General features: G+C 36.6%; 18 protein-coding genes. 8 read left to right on the plus strand and 10 right to left on the minus strand.

Annotated elements, in window-relative coordinates; genetic code table 11:
* Nucleotides 1-2 precede the first annotated feature (2 nt).
* Nucleotides 3-842 carry an undecaprenyl-diphosphate phosphatase gene (locus SVZ03_10565; GenBank protein ID MDY6934647.1) on the minus strand — a complete coding sequence of 280 codons (840 nt, stop codon included), beginning with the start codon at nt 840-842 and terminating at the stop codon, nt 3-5.
* 87 nt (nt 843-929) lie between these two features.
* Here SVZ03_10565 and SVZ03_10570 point away from each other — a divergent pair, with 87 nt between their 5' ends.
* The 7 genes from SVZ03_10570 (at nt 930) to SVZ03_10600 (ending at nt 9,630) form a co-directional block, all read left to right on the plus strand.
* Nucleotides 930-1,637, plus strand: a complete 708-nt coding sequence (locus SVZ03_10570; protein MDY6934648.1) for a GDSL-type esterase/lipase family protein — start codon at nt 930-932, stop codon at nt 1,635-1,637.
* A gap of 491 nt (nt 1,638-2,128) precedes the next feature.
* Nucleotides 2,129-3,121, plus strand: coding sequence for an acyltransferase (locus SVZ03_10575; GenBank protein ID MDY6934649.1), 993 nt, complete (start codon nt 2,129-2,131; stop codon nt 3,119-3,121).
* Nucleotides 3,122-3,275: 154 nt separating this feature from the next.
* Nucleotides 3,276-4,883 carry a S8 family serine peptidase gene (locus tag SVZ03_10580; GenBank protein MDY6934650.1) on the plus strand — a complete coding sequence of 536 codons (1,608 nt, stop codon included), beginning with the start codon at nt 3,276-3,278 and terminating at the stop codon, nt 4,881-4,883.
* Nucleotides 4,883-5,506 carry a hypothetical protein gene (locus tag SVZ03_10585; GenBank protein MDY6934651.1) on the plus strand — a complete coding sequence of 208 codons (624 nt, stop codon included), beginning with the start codon at nt 4,883-4,885 and terminating at the stop codon, nt 5,504-5,506. Before SVZ03_10580 ends, SVZ03_10585 begins: the two co-directional genes overlap by 1 nt.
* A 335-nt stretch (nt 5,507-5,841) precedes the next feature.
* A complete protein-coding gene (locus SVZ03_10590; GenBank protein MDY6934652.1) occupies nt 5,842-7,041 on the plus strand; it encodes an acyl-CoA dehydrogenase family protein in 1,200 nt (399 codons plus the stop codon).
* A 95-nt stretch (nt 7,042-7,136) separates the two neighbouring features.
* Nucleotides 7,137-8,444 carry an NlpC/P60 family protein gene (locus SVZ03_10595; GenBank protein MDY6934653.1) on the plus strand — a complete coding sequence of 436 codons (1,308 nt, stop codon included), beginning with the start codon at nt 7,137-7,139 and terminating at the stop codon, nt 8,442-8,444.
* A gap of 184 nt (nt 8,445-8,628) precedes the next feature.
* A complete protein-coding gene (locus SVZ03_10600; GenBank protein MDY6934654.1) occupies nt 8,629-9,630 on the plus strand; it encodes a methyltransferase in 1,002 nt (333 codons plus the stop codon).
* 130 nt (nt 9,631-9,760) lie between these two features.
* On the opposite strand, the gene SVZ03_10605 is transcribed toward SVZ03_10600, so the two are convergent.
* From SVZ03_10605 to meaB, 8 genes are all read right to left on the minus strand, one after another.
* The gene (locus SVZ03_10605; GenBank protein MDY6934655.1) at nt 9,761-11,662 is read right to left on the minus strand and encodes a GNAT family N-acetyltransferase; all 1,902 of its coding nucleotides are present in this window, start codon (nt 11,660-11,662) and stop codon (nt 9,761-9,763) included.
* A 401-nt stretch (nt 11,663-12,063) separates the two neighbouring features.
* Nucleotides 12,064-12,714, minus strand: a complete 651-nt coding sequence (locus SVZ03_10610; protein ID MDY6934656.1) for an HAD family phosphatase — start codon at nt 12,712-12,714, stop codon at nt 12,064-12,066.
* Between the two features lie 80 nt (nt 12,715-12,794).
* Nucleotides 12,795-13,889: a D-alanine--D-alanine ligase family protein gene (locus SVZ03_10615; protein ID MDY6934657.1), complete on the minus strand. Its 1,095-nt coding sequence runs from the start codon at nt 13,887-13,889 to the stop codon at nt 12,795-12,797.
* Between the two features lie 132 nt (nt 13,890-14,021).
* On the minus strand, nt 14,022-15,230 hold the full coding sequence (locus SVZ03_10620) for an aspartate kinase (protein ID MDY6934658.1): 1,209 nt from the start codon (nt 15,228-15,230) through the stop codon (nt 14,022-14,024).
* 37 nt (nt 15,231-15,267) lie between these two features.
* Nucleotides 15,268-16,794, minus strand: a complete 1,527-nt coding sequence (locus SVZ03_10625) for a hypothetical protein (GenBank protein MDY6934659.1) — start codon at nt 16,792-16,794, stop codon at nt 15,268-15,270.
* A 59-nt stretch (nt 16,795-16,853) separates the two neighbouring features.
* Entirely contained in the window at nt 16,854-17,423 is a 570-nt protein-coding gene (locus tag SVZ03_10630) for a hypothetical protein (protein MDY6934660.1), read from the minus strand.
* A 673-nt stretch (nt 17,424-18,096) separates the two neighbouring features.
* Nucleotides 18,097-18,312 (minus strand): hypothetical protein, encoded by a 216-nt coding sequence (locus tag SVZ03_10635; GenBank protein ID MDY6934661.1) that lies wholly within the window; start codon nt 18,310-18,312, stop codon nt 18,097-18,099.
* 228 nt (nt 18,313-18,540) lie between these two features.
* Nucleotides 18,541-19,491, minus strand: coding sequence for a methylmalonyl Co-A mutase-associated GTPase MeaB (gene meaB / locus SVZ03_10640; GenBank protein ID MDY6934662.1), 951 nt, complete (start codon nt 19,489-19,491; stop codon nt 18,541-18,543).
* Nucleotides 19,492-20,619: 1,128 nt separating this feature from the next.
* Between meaB and dctP the strand changes: the two genes are divergently transcribed.
* Nucleotides 20,620-21,654, plus strand: coding sequence for a TRAP transporter substrate-binding protein DctP (gene dctP, locus SVZ03_10645; GenBank protein ID MDY6934663.1), 1,035 nt, complete (start codon nt 20,620-20,622; stop codon nt 21,652-21,654).
* Between the two features lie 214 nt (nt 21,655-21,868).
* Here the strand turns inward: dctP and SVZ03_10650 are convergent, their stop codons facing one another.
* Entirely contained in the window at nt 21,869-22,402 is a 534-nt protein-coding gene (locus SVZ03_10650; GenBank protein ID MDY6934664.1) for a hypothetical protein, read from the minus strand.
* Nucleotides 22,403-22,815 lie beyond the last annotated feature (413 nt).

The following is a 22,815-nucleotide window of genomic DNA, read 5'->3' on the forward strand; positions in this document are numbered from 1 at the left end:
ATTTACCTAATTTGAATGTAAATTATACCCAATATGCCAAGCAGTATGGTGTAATAACCGAAGATATCAATTCTGATCTTTTTAACTAGAATAAAAAGTACTTTTAGAGAAATCAATCCCACAATCATTGTCACAAACATACTAACAATAAGAGGGAAAATGAAAGTAAAAGAAACCTCTTTCTGAAACACCTTTAATATTTCAAGTAGTCCAGCGCCTGTTATTACTGGGATCGCCATCAAGAAGGAGAACCGGGCAGCCTCTCCTGGATTGAGGCCTAGAATAATACCTCCAGCTATTGTTGACCCAGACCTTGAAATCCCAGGTATAATCGCAATAGATTGGCATATACCTACTAAAACCGATCTCACTACTCCGATCTCTTCTAATTTTCGGTTTTTTATTGGGACAATTTTAGTAGATAACAGGACTAATCCGTTTATTATAAGCATAAAAAAAACGATTGTATATGAAGTAAAGAGCCTCTCAAAAAAACCGTGAAAAAGAACTCCCAGTATTCCGGCAGGGATGGATGCAGCAATAATATTTATTATGACCCGAATCTCATCTTTTTTATAATTTCTCTGGGAAATACCTGAGATAAGCCCCCCTGATAATCTAATAATATCTCTCCATAAATAAATTACAACTGCCATAAGAGTCGCCAGATGCAAAGAGACATTTACAAACAATTCCATATTTTCTCCTGAAGCGTCTAAAGTCTCCCGAAAAAATGGAATGCTTTCAAAAAGCACTAAATGACCAGATGATGAGATAGGTAAGAATTCAGATATGCCTTGAATTACTCCTAAAGAAAGCAACGATAATAATAAATTATTCATAAATATTCCTTTTTCCTTGATTTTTTTCAATTCAAAATAATAAATATCAAAACGCTATATCTATTATTATAAATGAACCAATTTTTATTGAAATTAGTAGTATTATATTGTCTCATTATTGCCCAATCTAATCTCAGGGCAGATTACAATCCAATTCCGAATCCAGATCCAACAAGATTACAGGATGAGATTAATCAGTATATCAAATGGGATAGAAAGAATAGCTCTCCCAAAAATGCTGTATTATTTGTAGGAAGCTCAAGTATTAAAATGTGGCAAACATCTCAGGCATTTCCGGAACATCCAGTAATTAACCGTGGATTTGGAGGATCCCATATTTCTGATATAATTTTTTATTATGATATTGTTATAAAAAAATATAAACCCTCCATTATTATTTTTTATGCTGGCGATAATGATATCGCTTCTCGTAAATCTGTTAGTCAGGTATTTGAAGATTACAAGGAAATAACAAAAAAAATACTAAAAGACAATCCCATTGTAAAATTCATTTATATTCCAATAAAACCCAGTATCAAGCGATGGATGTATTGGGGAAACATGGAAGCCGTAAATAGAATAGTTAAACATTATAACAAACAGAACAATAATCTACTATATATAGATTTAGCCACACCTATATTTAATTCAAAAGGTAAACCAGACAATCATTTATTTCTACAAGATAAGTTACATCTTAATAAAAAAGGATATAAATTGTGGGAATCGATCCTAAAATCTATATTAAATGAAATCTTTCAACAAAATGCAATTGGGAAAAGATCATCAAGATAAACTCCTCCAGTATTAAAGGATTGTATGATTCAAGGTTTCCAGGCCAGTATAGAGACTGAAGAAGCATTAATACAATCAGGACGATTCTCAGATCATTCATTGTTAAGTAATAACCTTACATTCACTAGTAAAATATTGTATCAAGACTCTTGACAACATTAGTAAATAAAATCAACCAATTTTCGTATCATCTTAATAATAGCAGTTAGATATTATTCATTATATAACTATAATATTGATGGTACAACCTCAATTGTGCAAAAAATTTATGACTATTTTAAATAATTATTGATATCTTCAGGTGTTAGTAAAAATATTCAGTTTTACTTAACCTCATTGATTATGAGATTTAATAACCAGAATGTTTTACATTCAACCTCTGATAAGGTCAGCAGTTTTCACATATTTAGACTTTTTTTATTACACAATCGTTGTACAATAAATCTATATAGAGTAGTATAATTTATCTGCAAATTACAGAAAAATCGAATATGCCCATCAACAAAGACCAAAGAATTGAAACACTACGTGGAATCGCTATTATCCTTATGGTTGCAGGACACGTAATCGGAAATGTTTCTACAGAGGGATTACGTGTATCTGATGATTCCTTTTATCGTTATTTTTACTATTCCTTTAAATATCTACGCATGCCACTATTTACAGTAATTTCAGGCTTTGTCTATAGTATGCGTCCTCTTGAAAAGGGGAAACTGGGTTATTTCCTAAGGGGTAAAGCCAGGCGCCTTATACTACCCCTTTTTACTGTATCAACTATTCATTTTCTTACACAGACAATTGTACCAAACATAAATACTCCTACCCAACTTATAAACATATGGAAGATATACCTGTTTCCCTTTCAACACTTCTGGTTTCTCCAAGCTATCTTTCTAGTATTTATTATAACTGCTGTAATTGACTACTTTGAACTACAAGAAACGATAAAGAAATGGTTATTTTGTCTCTTTATTGTAATCATTCTTTATCTTTTTATTAAACACCCAATAAACTTTTTTAGCTTTAACAAAGCTCTTTATCTATTACCTTTTTTTATCCTTGGATGTGGATTGTCACGTTTCGGCAATCAGTTAAAAACACCTCTCATTACTACATTTTCATTGGTATTCTTTTCAGCTACAATCATCACTCAACAGCTCATTTGGTTTAACCAATTTCAATTACAGACATGTTATACTCCTATTTTAAGTATTTCCGTGGGTCTTTCTGGAACATTTCTTCTGATACAATTTAGAAAAAAAATCAACATCCTGGCTTCACTCGGTTTTTATTCTTATGCTATTTATTTATTTCATGTATTCTTTTCCGCTGGAAGTAGAATCGCATTAAAAGGAATAGGTATCACCAATACAGATATTTCGTTTCCATTAGGTTTAACATGTGCGCTTCTTTTCCCAATAATAATTGAAAAAATACTATTAAAGGATAAAATTTTAAAGCGTCTCTTTCTCGGATTGAGATAACTAGTGAATATAATACAATTAATTGTAAGAATACCTTATAATAAAAATATACAATCAAACACATACTTGACAAAAATCAAATAACATACAATATAGTATAATCGAACAGAATAATCCTATTGTCTTATCTATCATTATGATTAAGGATTTAATAATGAACCCTATTGTAAATAAAAAATTGATTATCATATCAATTGGATTCGTCATTCACCTCATTCCCTTTACTGGATGTGATAAAGACGATAATGACCCTGATTTTCCCTATTGGTTAATAAATCCACAAACCTGTATATGCAGCGATGATTCATCCCAAGATGATCCCCTTTATGCAGACCAATGGCATTTAGAAAATAGAGGCCAGGGTGGAGGCACACCTGGAGAGGATGTAAATGTAACTTCAGTATGGGATTCAGGGAACAAGGGCGAGGGGATTGTAATCGCAGTAGTAGATGATGGGCTTGATGTTGATCATGAAGATCTGTACTATGCCATCTATCCAAATTTAAACTATAACTATCTAACTAACGGCACCAATGTAACCCTTGGAAGTCATGGCACCTCAGTAGCTGGAGTACTCGCAGCCAGGGATATGAACGATAGCGGAGGGCGAGGCGTCGCACCATGTGCATGCTTGGCATGCTATAATCTTTTACAGGCAATTAACAGCGCTAATGAGTTTGATGCGATGATACGTAATAATAATAATATACATATATCTAACAACAGTTGGGGACCTCCGGATTATACTGGTCAACTAATTCCAGCGGACTCATCCTGGTTAGCTGGTATTGCCGAGGGTCTGGGAACAGGCAGGGATGGCAAGGGCATCATCTATCTATGGGCAGCGGGGAATGGCGGCAAACCCACCAGCTCACCCAGCAATGAAATTGACAACTCAAATTATGATGGATATGCCAATTCCTATGGTGTAATGGCAATTGGCGCCTTGGCAGATAATGGAGAAAGGGCCTATTATTCTGAAAAGGGAGCCAATCTATGGGTATGCACCTACTCAAGCGGAGGCGCCTCCGGTATAACCACAACTGATATTACTGGAGAAGAGGGTTATGATCCAGGCGATTATACTGACACATTTGGCGGCACTTCATCGGCTACTCCACTTGCTGCGGGTGTAGTAGCGCTCATGTTAAATACAAATCCTAACCTTTCCTGGAGAGATGTAAGGCTTATCCTTGCTAAAACCGCTAAAAAGGTAGATGCCAGTGACACCGACTGGACAACAAATGGAGGGGGTTATAATATAAACCACAAATATGGATTTGGAGGTATAGATGCTGAAGCTGCTGTTAATATGACAAAATCATGGACCAATATCCCAGACCAGTCAACCTATTCAACCCCTTCTAAAAGTGTCAACATAACAATCCCAGATAATAACTCAACTGGCATATCGGATACCATTTCAATATCCTCAGGGATTGACTTTATAAAAATTGAATATGTATCAATTGAAGTTACTATAGACCACTCCTATTCAGGGGATTTAGAAATAATTCTAACCTCTCCGTCAGGAACCGATAGCGTGTTATCCGAAAAGCATATATGTTATGAAATATCAGATCAGTCAGCGACACAGACACGATGCAGCTATTTTAATGATGCCGCTTCCTTTACATTTGGCTCTGCGCGTCACCTAGATGAATCTCCTATTGGCGTCTGGACATTAAATATAAAGGATTTGCAACAAGCGGACACAGGAAGTCTAATAGATTGGAGCATGAAATTCTACGGGAGGGAATAATGAAGGTTTCTATTAATTCTACAACAATTCTTATATGTATATATTTATACTTGGTTCTATCTAATGCTCCTCTGTTCTCACAGAAAAAGGATTATAAAAAAGGTAACAGTAAATGTTGCACCGAGGTTATCTGGCATGATGGGAAAATAAAGAGAAGATTGAAAATTTTGCCAAGTTTAATAGCGGAATTTATCAATGACACAAACCAGAGGAATAACATAAGTAATTCAGATGCAAATGCAAAGATTGTATATAGCAAGGCTGGCGTTAATCTCTGGGAAATCACACATAAGAAAATGAAAGATACACTTAAGAAGGGGAGAATTCCATCAAACTTGAATGGTAATTATTCACCTGTATTTAGAGATTCTTCTGGTCAAAGAAGAGCCTTGCCTGGTAATATAATAGTTTTTATGGAACAGCGTTGGGATCGTAAAAGGGTGAATCGTTGGGCAGAATCTAATAAACTTAAAATAATTAAACGTATCTCTTCTCATCATAACGCATATATCATCGAAACACCCCCAGGGATGGCTAGCCTGGATATCTCAAATAATCTAAGAGATGCAAGAGGGGTTGCTTCGGTTTATCCAAATTGGTGGAAAGAAGTCTCTCCTCGTTAATTTCTGTCTATATTGAACGATAGCTGACCTTCTTGTTCAATTGTAATCATAGCTAAATTGCAACTTAATCTAATGAGATACACTTACTCGCATTTCTATAAATTCTTAAACCATCCCTCACCTCTTTGATAAATTATACAATACCTTACTTATTTTTGAATATGCTTAATAATAACTGCATCTATCATTATACTTTTTTATGTTGACTTTTGTATTATTTTGTAGAAAATTCCAACGAATTATTCCTTGGTCGATATTGAGGGCGTGGGGAGATTTTTATAATTATATAAAATTCAGATTTTCTTGAATTATTTTCAGATAAAGGCGAGATTGATATGATAGGGATGGAATTACCTGAAAAGATGTTACAACTCAAAGCTAATATGCAGAGCATTGCAAAGGATTTGTTCAGACCTATAGCTATAAAATATGATGAAGCAGAGCATGAATACCCTAAAGAGCTGGAAGTGTTACGTAGAACCCAATCTAGGGTAAGGCGTCCCCAAAAGAAGGATAATGAAAAGGAGAAGGGGGATAGACCTAAAGAAGAAGGTTTAGGCAGGCGTATGAGAGAAGCAATCTCCATTGAAGAGCTAGCATGGGGAGATGTTGGGTTGATGATGTCCATACCAAACGCAGCACCGGGTAATCCAGCCCTTATTGCCTTAGCCTCGGATAAACAGTTAGAGAGGTTTGGGAATAAATGGACGGCCTTTTCTATTACTGAGCCTGGCACTGGATCTGATTCAGGCTCGATCAGCACCACAGCAAAGCTCGATGGTGATGAATGGGTATTGAATGGGGAAAAAATTTTTGTCACAGCCGCTGATCGCTGCGATAATGCAATTATTTGGGCAACTGTTGATAGTAAAGCAGGGAAAGCTGGTGTGAAATCCTTTGTAATTGAGAAGGGAACCCCCGGATTTGAACTGGCTAAGCTGGAAAAGAAGATGGGACTGAGGGCATCGGATACAGGCAGCTTTACACTCACTGACTGCAGAATCCCAAGGGATAATATCCTTGGCAGCGCTGAGGTAAAAAAAAGATCCACTGAAGGATTTAAGGGAGTTATGAAGTCCTTTGATAATGTCAGACCTGCAGTAGGGATCATGGCAACGGGAATATCAAGAGCCGCTGTAGATTTTACTAGAGAGAAAATGGAAGAGAATGGATTTGTTTTGGATTATAGCAAAAATGTTAACAATGTATCGAGCAAAGAGAAGGAATTTTATCTAATGGAAGCCACTGTAGACGTCATGCGGCTTTTATCCTGGAGAGCATTTTGGATGGCTGATAATGGGATGCCCAACAGCCTTGAGGCATCGATGTGCAAGGCAAAGGGCGGTCGCTCTGCCACAATAATCACTCAGAAATGCTGTGAAATCATTGGGCCCCTTGCTTTTTCTCAAAATGAACTAGCTGAGAAATGGATGCGTGACGCTAAGGTGTTGGACATATTCGAGGGGACAGGACAGATACAGCACCTTATAATTGCAAGACATATCTTGGGATTATCGAGTAATGAATTAATATAATGCATCCGTTAAACGACGCGTATTGCGTCTAAAGTAGACTATTCACTAAGGAGTAAGAAATCAGTATTTTTATAACACATATGCAAAAAATAATTATGTTAATTAAAAAATATACACTGCCCACTGTTCTTATTCTTTTGTTCGTTGTTGATCTCTATGCAGATACACTTGACAGTACGCTGAAGCAGGATTTTACTGCCCAACAGACTATCAAGATTCGTTTTGAAGTTAATAAGAGATTATACTCATTTAAAGCTGGAAGATTTAGATTAGAGAAGATCAAAAAAAACAGGGATAAAATAAATAGGATTACTCAAAGAATAATACCCTGGGCCATAATGGAACATCTTGAACCTGCTGAGGTTGCACGTATTATTGTTTATATGTATCATGCTGATGAGGCAGGTGCCTCCTTCCAGGATGCGGAAGATCTGATCCCGCTAATAGCACAAAGGGATATCCCTCTTAAAGATTTTATACTGATGGTACAATATAACCGTGAGACAAAAAAAGCGCAAATACCTGAGGAGATTCGCCAATCTTTTCTGGGTAAGACGGTATTATTGAAATGGGATGGGGTATCAACGCTTACAGGGGGGCGAGGGCTTGTGCTCGCTCGCAACTCAAAATTAAATATAAATAAGACTGCTTCATTATTGCTAAAAAGACTCCCTCCAAATGGAGCTAAAATCAGTTCTGAAAATCTGGTATCGATTATTGAAGATATTATTGGTCAATCGGTGAAGGAAAAGAAATCTCAGGAAATAATGCATAACCTATCCAAGGCTCACAATGTTGTGAACTCTCAGGTAAGTTCACCTAAAATGTTGAAGGATATTATTGATCATACATATCATGCAGAACACAACATCCAGCATATCAGCAATATCAGCATCCCTAATGATCCCAAGGTCAATAAAAAAATTGACCGGGAAAAGGGGATAATACCTGAATTAGAAGATAAGTACTCCAAACCGTCTTATAAGAACTGGAAAATTCTAAACAGAAAAAAATTATATCAAACGATAAAGCCCTGGATAGGAACACCATATAAATTCGGCGAGAAGAAGGGGAGGGGTGGTATTGATTGCTCAGGATTCACGAGGATCATTCTTATTGATAAAAAAATTGGGGTACCGTCGGATAAAATTCCTCATGGCACGGCAAAACAATCACGATCAGGCGTATTAGTAAAGAGAAAAAGCTTGAGGGAGGGGGATCTGGTCTTTTTTTCTGCATCACCAAATAGATCAAAGATTACTCATGTGGGGCTTGTGACATCGGCAAAGACCTTCTCACACGCTTCCTCTAGCAGGGGAGTGATAAACGATAATCTCAGTGCGAAGTGGTGGAGAAAAAGGTTTGTCAAAGGACGACGTCTATTCATAGAAGTTGCTGATTAAATTACCCTCTTTCTCTATAAAATCTAAGTCAATTAACACCCTTTAACGCGATGATTTTTATATTTTATTCCAAGGTGTAACCTCTAATAAGGGATTATAACCTGAAGTTTGACATCGATGGATTTATACCTCTGCTGAAAGCAGCGGTCTTTAAAACTCTAATGAATAGAAGGAGGATGAATATATGAGCAACGATGCTGAACTTTCACCCGGTAATATCATGCAAATGGCATGGTCCTTTCATAGAAGCAGAATACTGCTTACAGCATACGAGTTGGACCTATTTACAACCTTAGGCGAAAGCAGTAAATCCGCAAAAGACGTTGCAGATTCAATTGGGACAGATGAGCGAGCTACTGAGCGCTTGATGAATGCCTTATGCGCAATAGGCATGCTAAATAAAAATGAATCGATGTTCTCGAACACGCCCGAAAGCTCACAGTTTCTTGTTAAAGGGAAAAAAAGCTACATAAATGGATTGATGCATACCACACACCTCTGGGACGCATGGGGCACCCTCACCGAGGCTGTGCGCAATGGCACATCAGTTATAGCTCAGCATATCAATGATAGGGGTGAGGATTGGTTAACCGCATTTATCGCTGCAATGCACGAACGCGCAAGCATGCAGGCAAAGGGCATTGTTTCATTGATTGATTTCACAGATGTTTCAACCATACTGGATGTAGGAGGTGGTTCAGGCGCCTATTCAATGGCTTTTGTAAATGTGAAGGATAACATAGTAGCCACCGTGTTTGATCTTCCCAATGTGATATCTCTAACAAGGGATTACATAAAAGGTGAGGGGCTTGCTGACAAAATTGATACAATTGTTGGTGATTACACTACTGACGATCTTGGAAGCGGTTTTGACCTAATATTTTTATCAGCTATCATCCATAGCAATTCCTACAAGGAGAACATGAGTTTAATCGAAAAATGCTTCAAGGCCTTGAATCCTAATGGACAGGTTGTTGTACAGGATTTCATTATGTCTGAAGACAGGACAGCTCCAACCTTTGGAGCCATATTCTCATTGAACATGCTTGTTGCAACATCGTCTGGAGATACCTATACGGAGTCAGATGTAAAGCGATGGATGGAAGATGCCGGACTCTCTGGCATCATAAAAGAAGATACAGGTATGGGAACATCACTGATGATAGGCAGAAAAATTGCGCCATAAAGCAGGTATAGACCTATTAAAATTGGACTTCATTGAAAGTACAAACATGTGAAGTCCAATCAACTGAAAATAAATCAGGGTACTCTTGACTCATAAACATAAATTGGATTAAGCATAAGAAGAATAGTTATTAGAGCTTGCCCCAAAGCTTGGATTTTTTGGGTTTTGATCCTTCTTCCGATTCCTGTGTTAAGGGGATGGTGAGATGATATACACCATGATCGACCTTGGTCTTGTAGGGTATATTAGCCTTTTCCAAAACATGCAGCATGGACTTGTTAGAAGAGAGTATGTCAGCGGTTAGAGCCTCAATATTTCGCTCTTTGGCTATCTCGATTAAACGCTTGAGAAGATAAGAGGCAATACCTCGATTCTGGTATCCTTCATCAACTACAAAAGCCAAATCAGCACATCTTTTATCAGGCCACATAACATATCTCCCCTCTGCTATTATTGTTCCATAACCAGAATCTCCAACCACACCCACTAAAGAGAGTATATCGTGATGATCTACATTAACATAAAGCTGCATCTTATAATGGGGCATGGCCTTCATTGGAGAAAAATATCTATAATATATGGCCTTATCAGAGAATCTATAGAAGAGCCTGCGCATCTGTTCTTCATCCGATGGCAATATGGGACGAAATTTTACCATCAAATCCCCTGGAAACATTTTTGTTTCAATAAGCTCATTGGGATAATGGGTTGCTGACTCAGGAATATATATCTGATCCTTATAAATAAGATTCATATCCTTAGCCTGATTGATCAATTCTTCACGATAATCTGGATGTGCTATATCGATTAGAGCCATTGCCCTCTGGCGAACTGTGCGTCCCCTAAGGGCTGCAATGCCATTCTCCGTAACAACATAGTCGATTAAATTGCGTCCTGCCAAGGAATCCTGATAGTCCTTTAATATGGGAAGGATGTTTGATTCAAGGTTTCGATTGCGAGAGGGCAGAGCTATAACTATTTTACCACCCTCAGACATAGATACACCGGATAGATAATCCTGAGACTCGCCAGGCCCTGCAGAAATGCGCCCTCGTCCTGTATGAAAGGCCACCTCCCCTGTCAGGTCTACCTGACGCGATGGGAATATCATGATAAAATTATCTTGCTTGGCAATCTCTTTTGGATCCGCAACAACATCAATCCCTTGAAACTCAACTAATGGATTTTTGTGCAACCAGTCATAAAGTTCCCGTGTTCCATATGCATAGGATACAACGCTTCTCCCAAGGAAGGACCCCTTGCGTTGATTTGTGACAGCCCCACTCTTGATCAGATCCATAATGGCATCAGTAACGAAAGCGGAATGTATGCCCAATTCACGCTTGTTTGTAAGCTGCTTAGCCAAAGCCTCATAAAGCGAACCCAAGGAAAATGCAACACAACTCCCATCATTGACCAATTCTGCGATATTCTTAGCCACTCCATCGAATACAGGATGAATGTTGGGTCTAGAAATCTCAATTACAGGATCACTACTCTCAACAAAGCAATCGAATGCGTCTACCGGAATCAATGTATTCCCCAATGTATAAGGCACCTCAGGATTGATCTCGCCCACAGAAAAGGACGCTTGTTCGATTGCCTGACGCGCTGCATCAACCGATACACCTAAACTAACATAACCCCTGTCATCAGGAAGAGAAATCTGTACAAAAGCTATATCTATCTGCAGGGTTTCTGAACTTATAAGAGACGGGATCTTTGAAAAACGCGCAGGTATAAGATCCACCCTGCCCTCGGCTATTGCGCTATATGCAACCCAACCAGCAAAAAAGGTTTTGAGACGAAAGGAGTCCGGATACTTCTCCTCAATGGAAACAGTATCGCCTATACTCACGAGCTGAATGAGTTCAACATCCATGATGTTGCCCTCTTCTGAAGTCAACATGCTCTTTATTAGAGTTCGAGGCTCACCAGTACCGGTGCTTAAAAACAAGCTATCCCCCGGTTTTATCCTTCTAATCACCTCATCAACATCTACAATTTTTTCTCTCCAACCTTCACTCATCATCAATCCCCGAAAAGGATAAGAGTATACTTAACATCACATACAATTCATAATATAATTAAATCCCACCATTTAAGGGTATCACAGTTCTTTCCATAAGTCAACTCAACTCTGTTATTCGCCTTACATTTCACATCCTCATTCATCAAAACCAATTTTTATATGATTCATATAATTTTCAAGGTTAGTACTGAGTCCTTATTGTGGGGCAGGCATCATTATGGTTGATATCAATAATCCTTTATCAAATAATTAAATGTGTAGATGACTATATGTGTTGCAGGAATGCTAAAGTCATTAGCAACCTTCAGTTCATGCTCATCCATAGCACCTGAGCATTTTCAAATACCTATCAGGTTCATAATGAAATTTATTACAGCTTTTTATATATCTCATTATAATTTTTATAAGCATTGTTTCAGATACTCAAATAGTGTTTCGTGATCTTCAAATACTCTATCTGCTTCACTTAAAAAAGATGCTGAGAGGGAGGTTGCTATTGCATAACAACAGAGATCGGCTCTCTTGGCTGAAAGGATTCCAAGCGGCGCATTTTCAATTGCTAGAGAATCATCTGGACTAACGCGCAATTTCCCCATCGCCTTGATGTATGGCTCTGGATTAGGTTTGCCATTTTTTATATCATCTACTGTTACTATTACGTCAAAATATTTTTCCATCCCTTCGGGTATAACATGCGCTACAGATCTTCTCAAGGAACCGGTAACCAAAGAGAGAAGAATTTTCTTGCAGGTTAAATAGTCCAATATTTCCCTAACAAAGGGGAAAACGTCTATCTCAAATCCTTCGAATATTCTTAATTTCTCTTCTAGGAGGTTAATGAGTTCATTATTCTTTGGTGGGGTTAATCCATATTGATTAAATATATCCTTGATTGAATCAATGCCCGGCATCCCCTCCCTTCTGAAAATATCCTTTTCGGATATTGATATGCCATATTCCGCAAATACTGTCTGCCACGATCGTGCATGATATCTCATGGAATCCACAATAACCCCATCCATATCGAAATGTATAGCCTTATATTTTTTCATTTTCAATAATTTTTCAAATTCTTCCTAAATCTCATCTTCTACTAATTCATCCATCAACAGGATTCATACTCAAATCATCTCTAATAACTCTTTATTTTCACCCTCTCTTGATGACTCTGAAAGGCTAAAGTAATCAGTTTATCAATCAAATCACTATAGCTTAATCCAGCACTCTCCCACAATTTTGGATACATGCTTATGTTTGTAAATCCTGGTATCGTGTTTATCTCATTGATATAATATGCGCTCTCATCCTTCTCTACAAAAAAGTCAACCCTTGCCATTCCCCTGCAACATAGAATTCTATAGGCTTCCCCTGCTGTCTGCCTAATTTCATCAGCTAGCTCTTTGCTAATCTGAGCCGGAATCCTCAATTCTGCCCCATCAGGGTCAATATACTTAGCCTCATATGAATAGAATTCATGATGTGGAATGATTTCACCCAACATTGAAACCTCAGGGAAATGATTTCCCAAAACAGCGCACTCTATTTCTCTACAGTTAATACTCTTCTCAATAATAACAGTATTGTCAAAGGTGAAGGAGTATTTTATAGCCGCTAAAAGCTCATTTTCCTCACTAACCTTCATTACACCAACAGAAGAGCCAGTATTTGAGGGTTTTACAAAAAGTGGCAAACCTAACTCTTCAACGATCATTTCAACGTTATTGGAATAATTACACCATTCCATACTACTAAGAAAAATCCATGGGACTACGGGGATGTTGGCATCCCTTAATAGCCTCTTTGTCACATCCTTATCCATTGCCACAACCGAACCCTTGACATCAGCGCCAACATATGGAACCATGGCAAGTTCCAGAAGCCCCTGAATCTTTCCATCCTCACAGAAACTCCCATGAATAACTGGAAAAACAACATCCAGTTCTATTTTTTCATTATTATCTAAATTGTATAGGTTAAGTTTCATGTCATCTTCAAAATGATTGACAAACCATCTTCCTCTCCTCTTTAACGCCAACACTTTACCGAAGTTCTTATCAATTTCAATCACAGGCTCTTCCTGTACATACCACTTGCCATCCCTATCAATGCCAACCGCAATTATTTCATACTTATCTTTATCAATCGCTGAAACTACTGAAGCGGCAGAACATAGTGAAACATCATGTTCAAGTGATCTACCTCCATACAATATTCCAATCCGTATCATACCCTTAATGATTCCCCTATGATTATCCACACAAAGGTAGCAATTAATAACACTTATCCATGCTATCTGTATGAGAACATATGTATGGCGCTATTCTCACACTTATTATGCATATCTTTGCTAATGCAAACGTTAGCCGATAAACTCATCATGAATTACCTGTGATGCCAGCTCAACATGCTTACCATCAATTACACATGAAATCCCAATCTCAGAGGTTGAGATCATTTCAATATTTATGTTATTATTAGACAAAACCTTAAACATCCTTCCTGCAATCCCATAAGAAGAAAGCATTCCAACACCAACTGCAGATACAATTGCTATATCCTCTTTATAATCTATCGAGCTTTCCACTAATTCCTTTCCCAACTTTTCACATAACTCAAGCGTACACTTAAGATCGCTCTTTAATACTGTGAAGGATATTGATGCCATTTCATCAATACCTGTTGACTGTACTATCATATTAACATTAATTTTATTTTCGCCTAGCTTTTCAAATAGATCCGCAGCAACTCCAGGTATATCTGGAATATTCCGTAGTGTAACCTTCGCTTCATCTACTTTTGAGGTTATGCCACTAATTACATACTTTTCCATTACACCCTCCCTGGGCATGACAATTGTGCCTTCATCATATGATAAACTGGATCGAACATGTAACCTCACATTATACTTTTTTGCAAACTCAACAGCCCTGGAATGCAAAACATTGGCCCCAAGCCTTGCAAGCTCCAACATCTCATCATAGCTGATCTCTTTCAGCTTTTTGGGTTTAGAGATGATTCTTGGATCAGCTGTATATATACCATCAACATCAGTATATATCTCACAATCCGATATTCCTAGAACAGACGCAAAAGCGACAGCAGATGTATCTGTTCCCCCCCTTCCCAAGGTGGTAATATTCTCCTCTTCATCAATGCCTTGGAATCCCGCTACAATAACAACCCTATTATTTTGGAGTGAATTTTCAATCCTCTCAGTAGAGATTCTCTGTATCCGAGCATTGGAAAAATTTCCATCAGTAATTACCCTCACTTGGGAACCTGTATATGATATTGCATCAATACCAATTTCATGAAGAGCCATAGCCAACAAGGCGACAGAGACCTGTTCGCCTGTTGAGAGAAGCATATCCATTTCCCGTTTGCTAGGGTTCTCACTGATCTCATATGCGAGTTCAACCAGAGAATCGGTAGTCTTCCCCATTGCAGACACAACTGTAACTACAGAATAATCATTAACAACATAATCCTTTATCCTTTTAGCAACAGCCTTAATCCTCTCTGCTGATCCTACAGAGGTTCCTCCATATTTCTGCACAACCTTTTTCATTCTATATATCTTATAGATAAACTTTCTGTTCTATATATCAAATTCCTGGCACACTCAACGTCTGACCTGCATGCTCCAATCCAATGGTTATTTGTCCAATTAGTTCAAAATCTCCCGGCAATTCTCCTGACTCATTGCCATTAACTGAGCGATAAATACTATAGGTTTTCCCAACAGGGACATTTTCCAGAATAAAGGTATTGTCAGAATCCTCTACCCATGTTGCTAATGTTGGAATCTTATAACTACTTAGTCTGAAATTATAATCTTTCCATCCTTCTTCATAACCGATATACTCCTTTTCCTCGCTGCTATTACAGACATCACAATTTACACAAGCTTCAGAGTCATCACATTCAACACAATCTACACAATCCACAAAATTGTTATAATCTTCCTTATATTTCTCAAATTTGAGATGATATTCTAAAATGGATTCAAGGTCACTCGATATACCTTGATTAGGTAGCTTTGGTTCATTGACACCCAACCCGTCCGATCCCGGTCTAGTCCTATCAGCAGCAATATATTCGCCAATATCATGATCACCATCAATTGCAACGACATAGCAATTGTTTATTCCAGCGTCCCCAGTCAATGTGGCGGTCTTGCCTATAACATAGGTTCTGGCAACCGCTAACACATTCCCTCCAATTACTAACTCATCCCTTTTCACGTCTCTAAGCCAATCAGAGAGCGCATAATAATGTCTTACATAGTGAAGACCATCCTCACTACCATAATAATCATATTCATACTTCTTAAGAAAATTTTTAATAACAATCCGAATCTCAAGCACTGTGGCTTCATTGTTAATATCGAAAATTAAACCATCCTCAATAGATATAACCATAGGGAATACTCTGTTTATGCTATTGTAATAATTGAGAAGGCTATCATAATATGTATTAACCTGTAACCAATTAAAATCAAATCCGATAACGGTCTCTTCACGAAAAATTGATTCAAGATTTTTATTAAATATCCATTCGCCCATATTGTTAAATTCATCATCATCATCCACGAGATAATATTCCTTACTACCGTCAAATATCATCTTTCGGATATATAATTTAATATACTGCCATGGAAACATCGGTCTAATATCATCGTTCTCATACAACACGCCAGTGCCATTAAAAAAGGATTCAACATCATTCAAAGGAAAGGTGTAAGTTTTTCTATAATTGGCAAACAATTGTTGATGATTCCCAGTAGTGTCAACAATTTTCAGTTCAGCAATATCAAGCATAAATACGTCTGGCCTTACCATTGGTGAGGGATGAGTTTGATCTGAGGAATCGATAAAGTCATCAACGGAATCATCTTGGGGATAATTCCCATTCCATGGACGTGGATTGTTCGATTCATAAGTTCCCTTTAATACAACCTTAAGCCTATTTGTCGCCAACTCATCGAATAATGGTTTCTCGCCGCACCCGATGATACCAACAATCACAACAAAATGAACAAAAATCAGTATAATAAGGCATTTAAGCGTTGCAGCTTTCCATGGAGTAAATAATTTGCTATGTAAAATTAGTATTTTCAATAATTTAAACATATTTAAATATTTAAAAAATTCAAGCAAAAAGATTATACCTTTGAATACGTATCTTACCATTATATATTGAAATACACTGTAATACCAGTATTTAGAATATGCCCATTTCTACTTGCTCCATCAATATGCTCTTCATATATAAGTAAATAATCAACTCGCAATCCAATATTTAAAATCTTCCCCGCTGGGAAGGAACCCTCAAAGCCCAGCATGCCAACAGGATCCCATTGGTGATCCCTATCGGGTCTAATCTTAACATAACTAGTTCCAGCACCAACCTTAAATTGAAATTTTAATGGAAATTGCTTTATTACCGGCGCTCGATAAATCAAACTGCCATACACAGGCCATAAGGAAAGGGTATTTACGCCTTTGGATTCAAAATATTGATATGATCCATCAATTCCATATTTTAATGATTTAATAGGAGAATTATAACGAAAAAAAATTCCACCGCCAAGATTGGTATCCACATACTTTCTCGTTGTATAGACTGGAGTTATTGGTCCAAACCATAAACCCAACTGAGGTTTAAGGAAATAGTCAACACCTCTTCTCCTACGGGAATAAGCACCTGTTGCTATAATTAAAATTAATATTATGATGGAAATTATCCTAATAATTTTCATCGCCTTTTCTCAAAATATCTCATATAGTAATTGCGCTGCGGATCAGTAGCAAGAATAGAGGCAGACCAAAAATACAGTAAGTCGAATCTGTAACATCTGCTTGTTGTTACGCGAAGCACTGAATAATTAATGTATGACATTTTCGAGCATATTAAGCATTCTCGAAAATTTTCAGACTAATAACTCCTTGTATAGGTTTACCTGTTAAATAATAACCTTTTAAAAAAGTACAGATAACAATACCTTAATTATCAACCAATGGTTTAGATATAAGGGTATATCATTAACTTATACATATCCATCGAAAGTTCTACTCAATATTCATCAGTTGATATTTTTGTCAATAAAATAAATCATAGATAGAATATTTACAAGTATTTAGGAATAATTTCAATGTTCGAAAATGAACCTCTGTATAAAAGGCGGTGTCTAATTTTATTAAGAATATTATTTCTGATGCCATTCCAGCGAATGCTGGAATCTATAATCTTCTAACATAAAAAAAAGATTCTGGCACTCAGGCTGGAATGACAAAGGATATATTTTCATACCAAAAAGAATTATCATTCTTGTGTTAAAAATTATTCACATCATTCATGGAGGTGAGATGTCATACATAAAGGGGTAAACTAACAAAAATATCCCTACACTAAAGCAGGAGGTTCATCAATAGTTAGACAAGATAATAAGGCATTTTACATTCAGGACACTCCATGAATTCACCATCCTCATCTTGCTTTGTACAGCCACCACCAATACATGTTACCTCATTTTTTTGATCATCAATTTTCGTTTCATTCATCTGTGGAGAATAAATCCAGGTTCCACATTGACAATAAAAATCCTTCTTTAATACTTCATCATAGGATACTGTTTTTCTCTTTACCATTTTAAAGTTCCTCACTTTTCATTAGTCAAATTCAACCTTAAGTAATGACGAGATGATGAATTCATAGGATTTTATATAGCGAAATTGACAAATATTGAATCCTGCAATTGATATCTGGAATCATATGGTGCATCTTTTGGTTTTCTGTAGTCTTTGAATATCTACTTGAATCATAGTATTCCTATAATGCAAATACCTGAGAGTTGTTAATCACTTTAAATTAAAATGTTAGGGATGAATAAGATTATCCATCATCATCTGCACTATAGAGTATGGATCATCTTCTCGTGCAAGAACATGCTCAACATGGCTTTCAAGTTTAGAATCTTTTTCAAACTGATTGCGAAGATGCCGTGCAACCTCCTTTTCTAATAGACCAAGGATTTCCTCCCTTAACCGATCTTTATACCAGTCCTTTTTCCGTTCTTTCTCATTTAATCCTTGAAAAAACGCGTCAGCAAGCGCTGATATGCCCTCGCCAGTGGAAGCTATTGTTTTTAATATGGGGATATTCCTTCCTTCAGATACCTCGGAATCGAAGTTGAGCATATTCTGGATATCCAAAACAACTTGATCAGCGTCCTTTCTATCGGCCTTATTGACAACAAAAATATCCGCTATTTCCATTATTCCAGCCTTAATCGCCTGAATACTATCTCCCATTCCTGGGACACAAACAACTATCACAATATCAGCAGCTCTTACCACATCCACCTCATCCTGTCCTACTCCAACAGTCTCAACCAGAATAATGTCCTTGCCTGATGCATCCATAATTTTTATTACATCACGCGCGGCTAGACTCAACCCCCCCAAAGCCCCGCGAGTTGCCATGGAACGAATAAATACGCCTTCTATTGAGCTAATTTTGTTCATTCGAAGGCGGTCACCTAACAAAGCTCCACCAGAAAAAGGGCTGGAAGGATCAACAGCTATTATACCAACATTATGGCCCCTATCTACAAAAACTTGGATCAACTGATCAGTTAGTGTGCTTTTACCAGCTCCAGGCGAGCCGGTAATCCCTAAAACTTGCGCCCTTCCTGTTTTAGGGTATATATCTTTCATTATATCCAACCATCCATGTTCACGATTCTCCACTCGAGTTATCAGCTTAGCCATAGCTCGCATTGATCCCTCTTCCATTTCCCTTATCAAGTCTTTATAATCACTGTTCATCCCATACTCTCCTTTTATATTGATTGAAGCATTATTTAATAATTGAGACCTCCCTAATTGCCTCCTTATGTTCCTACTTCCGATTTACTCATTCCCTACCTTGAGTAGGAAGTCTGTTATTAATGATGTTTTGAAATTATACCATAATGTAATGGTGGCTACTATTTTTCAACTTATTATTATATAAATATCTCCTGTACTTTTTATAATGTAGTTGGATTTTTTTGTGAACCTTAACGAGGAGTCCTGTTTGTTCAAATTATATATTTTTTCTAAACATTATGTATATTTATTTTTTTTTATTGACAGAAAGTATAGGCGATATATTTTTCCAAAAAAAGTACAGACGGTTGGCAAATTCTATAACATATACACATAGAATTCAAAGTACATCCGTTTAACTACATTTTGTTATCGCTAGGGTATAAATTAGTATCCTCCAGTAGCAAAATATTTAAGGGAAAGACTGACATAAACTATGATATTGTATTTAATAAATACATTATCATAAAATGTCAATGATTTAGATCATTCAGGTGGGAGAAATATCTTAATTGCATACCATCAAATTTATTTTACAAACACAATTGCCTCTTAATGAAGTAGAGTAGTTGTCATAGAATTCAAATCTATATCTCTTAATTATAACAGAAACGCTATCAACCGGTAATTCTATTGTAGTTAACGAAATTGATCATAGACTATAGATTTAATACAGATAAAAGTATTACCAGTGAATAAAAGCTAAGATTGCATCAGCACATTAAAGGTATGCACTTAATTTAATTCTGCGTCAACTGATGAATTCAGTTAATAGTAGAATATTATCAAAAGAACAACAAACAAATAATATCTAATAATAACGATCCTGTAAAAGTGACGATTCCCATAATATTGCTATTGATGAACATCAATAATAGACGATAGGAGCATAATACGGGAATTATAATTTTACAAAAGTATTTTTACAGTAATGCTAACAATAATTCAATATAATTTATTGTGCATGGTAGTGATGGGAACTTAACAAGTTTTTTTCTTGGAAGGGAATAGGGATTAAGATGCTCCAATGAACAACCAATGGAGTTTAAGAGATATCTATTTCATCAAATAATAAGGAGATTAAGAATGAGATCAAGAAGACGCTATTTGGCAGCCTTTGTTTTGTTGGTATTTATTTTTACAGGAATCTGTTTGTCGAATTTATTAGCAGGAAAAAAACCTAAGCATATTTGGAAATTTGCAACATTAGGGCAGGACTCAATTAAAATGGTAAGCACTTTAACAGTTGATCTTACACAAGATATTCTAAATACAACTAATGGAGATGTTAAATGTGTATGGTATCTTGGGGGCGTAATGGGAGACGAAGAGGACTATGTAACAAAAATGCGGATTGATCAACTCCAGGGGGCAATGATTACCGGAACAGCTAATGCTATGGTATGCCCTGGTATATCTGTATTGGAACTCCCCTTTCTCTTCAACAATTGGGATGAGGTGCATTATGTGAGAAAAAAATTAAGACCAACGGTAGATAAACTTGCTGAGAAAAATGGATTTAAGGTTCTAACAATGGTTGATGTGGATTTTGAGCATTTCTATTCTTCGAAATATCCAATGAAAACAATTGAGGACTTCAAAAAGAGTAAGGTATTAACTTGGCATGGCCCTCTAGAGGTTGAAGTATTAAAAGCTCTTGGGGCTAGCCCTATTCCAGTTAATGTACCAGAGGTCGTTCCTTCTATGAGATCAGGAGTGGTTGATGGGGCAATATCTCCAGCAGTCTGGTGGTTAGCCGCTCAACTCTATACAATAACTCTTTATATTAATCCCATTCCAATAAGAATGGATCCTGGTTTGGTGATAGTATCGATGAAATCATGGAATAAGATACCTCCTAATTATCAGAAAGGCATTATGAAATTGGGAAAGAAATTAGAGGACTTTATAAATCCAGAAATACGAAAGATTAATAGGGATTCTCTCAATGGAATGCTGAAATATGGCTGTAAGGAAGTGAAAATGACCCCTCAGGAGATCGAGGTATTTAAGAAAAGGACTAGGCCAGTATGGGATAAGATGGTTGGGAAGGTATACTCTAGGGAGATGCTAGATAAAGTTCTAGGTTTATTAAAGAAATTCAGATCAACTAAGTCTTAGGTTGTTAATATTTATCAATTGAAGGAGCATAATTGATTCTGTAAAAATTCGTGAATATATATACTGCTATATATTCACGAATTTTCTGAATTAGTCAAAAATGATATAGCTACTCTACTTCCTTTGTATTTTATCAAGATAGCGTTGATTTGATCACAATAGCGTGAATCAATAAAACTTGAAAAATCAATTTATATGATTATTCTAGATAGCATTATTCATGTAGTGGTTGATTTGTCACCCTTATCCACTTTATATTATACTTTTTGCCCTTGATCTCAACTATACCCTTAAAGAGTTCATCGGTTGAAGTAATTCTTCCAAGTCTCCAAGAACCTTTTCTATACAAGTCTTGTTTCATATCCTTTCGATATCCATATCCATGAAAGAGAACAATTTTATTTAATCCCAGTTCAGACTTCTGTGCCTTGTGTGATGGGAGAACAGTTTTTATCCACTTCTTTTCTCCTTTTACGAAGAGGACCTCAGCCTGATTCTTCGTGGCAGGTGTCGCTGGTGTTAAAATTTTTGCAGCATAATAGCTGTTATTCATTAGTGAAGAATCTTCATACCAGCCACATAAAACTTCTCCTCTTTTAAAATCCACTCCCCCAATTGATGTTGTAGCTGGTATATTGCTTGCTAAACCCTTCATGCTATTAGTATCACTCATTAGACCCTCTACTGTTGAGCATGTTACACTACCGAAAAGAGAAAAAGCGACAATAATTACTGACAATTTCTTCATCCGTCTCCTCCTTATACATTCTGTTGAATATTACAAAATATTATTTTGATATTTTTCAAGTAAAATTTTATAGCAAACTAATAAATATTGTAACTTCTTAAAACGAACCATAATTTCCGTATTAATGAGATTACTCTAATTCTCATAATATTTGTTGAGAACTTACTTGATATTATGCTTATTTGTTATTTTGCAGGAAATTTGGATTAATGTTGATAGAAGTATTGTAGAATAATATAGGGCTCAAGAAGAGCGATTTGCACAGGTAGCTAAAATTGGCACAAGCTGTATTTATACTCATTCTAAATAGGTTTGCGAATAAATTAGATAACGGATTTCCCAATAATTTCAAATTTTTCAGTTAGTATAGATCTTAACTCCTTTTCATAATCTTGAAGATTATTTAGAAAATG

This window comes from Spirochaetota bacterium (assembly GCA_034190085.1).
GTDB lineage: Bacteria > Spirochaetota > UBA4802 > UBA4802 > JAFGDQ01 > JAXHTS01.

Coding starts and splice junctions, on each gene's coding strand:
- SVZ03_10650 (MDY6934664.1), bottom strand. CDS start 22,402: ATGAAGAAATTGTCAGTAATTATTGTCGCTTTTTCTCTTTTCGGTAGT.
- SVZ03_10565 (MDY6934647.1), bottom strand. CDS start 842: ATGAATAATTTATTATTATCGTTGCTTTCTTTAGGAGTAATTCAAGGC.
- SVZ03_10595 (MDY6934653.1), top strand. CDS start 7,137: ATGTTAATTAAAAAATATACACTGCCCACTGTTCTTATTCTTTTGTTC.
- SVZ03_10605 (MDY6934655.1), bottom strand. CDS start 11,662: ATGATGAGTGAAGGTTGGAGAGAAAAAATTGTAGATGTTGATGAGGTG.
- SVZ03_10620 (MDY6934658.1), bottom strand. CDS start 15,230: ATGAAAAAGGTTGTGCAGAAATATGGAGGAACCTCTGTAGGATCAGCA.
- SVZ03_10575 (MDY6934649.1), top strand. CDS start 2,129: ATGCCCATCAACAAAGACCAAAGAATTGAAACACTACGTGGAATCGCT.
- SVZ03_10610 (MDY6934656.1), bottom strand. CDS start 12,714: ATGAAAAAATATAAGGCTATACATTTCGATATGGATGGGGTTATTGTG.
- SVZ03_10590 (MDY6934652.1), top strand. CDS start 5,842: ATGATAGGGATGGAATTACCTGAAAAGATGTTACAACTCAAAGCTAAT.
- SVZ03_10635 (MDY6934661.1), bottom strand. CDS start 18,312: ATGGTAAAGAGAAAAACAGTATCCTATGATGAAGTATTAAAGAAGGAT.
- dctP (MDY6934663.1), top strand. CDS start 20,620: ATGAGATCAAGAAGACGCTATTTGGCAGCCTTTGTTTTGTTGGTATTT.
- SVZ03_10615 (MDY6934657.1), bottom strand. CDS start 13,889: ATGATACGGATTGGAATATTGTATGGAGGTAGATCACTTGAACATGAT.
- meaB (MDY6934662.1), bottom strand. CDS start 19,491: ATGAACAGTGATTATAAAGACTTGATAAGGGAAATGGAAGAGGGATCA.
- SVZ03_10600 (MDY6934654.1), top strand. CDS start 8,629: ATGAGCAACGATGCTGAACTTTCACCCGGTAATATCATGCAAATGGCA.
- SVZ03_10630 (MDY6934660.1), bottom strand. CDS start 17,423: ATGAAAATTATTAGGATAATTTCCATCATAATATTAATTTTAATTATA.
- SVZ03_10625 (MDY6934659.1), bottom strand. CDS start 16,794: ATGTTTAAATTATTGAAAATACTAATTTTACATAGCAAATTATTTACT.
- SVZ03_10585 (MDY6934651.1), top strand. CDS start 4,883: ATGAAGGTTTCTATTAATTCTACAACAATTCTTATATGTATATATTTA.
- SVZ03_10580 (MDY6934650.1), top strand. CDS start 3,276: ATGAACCCTATTGTAAATAAAAAATTGATTATCATATCAATTGGATTC.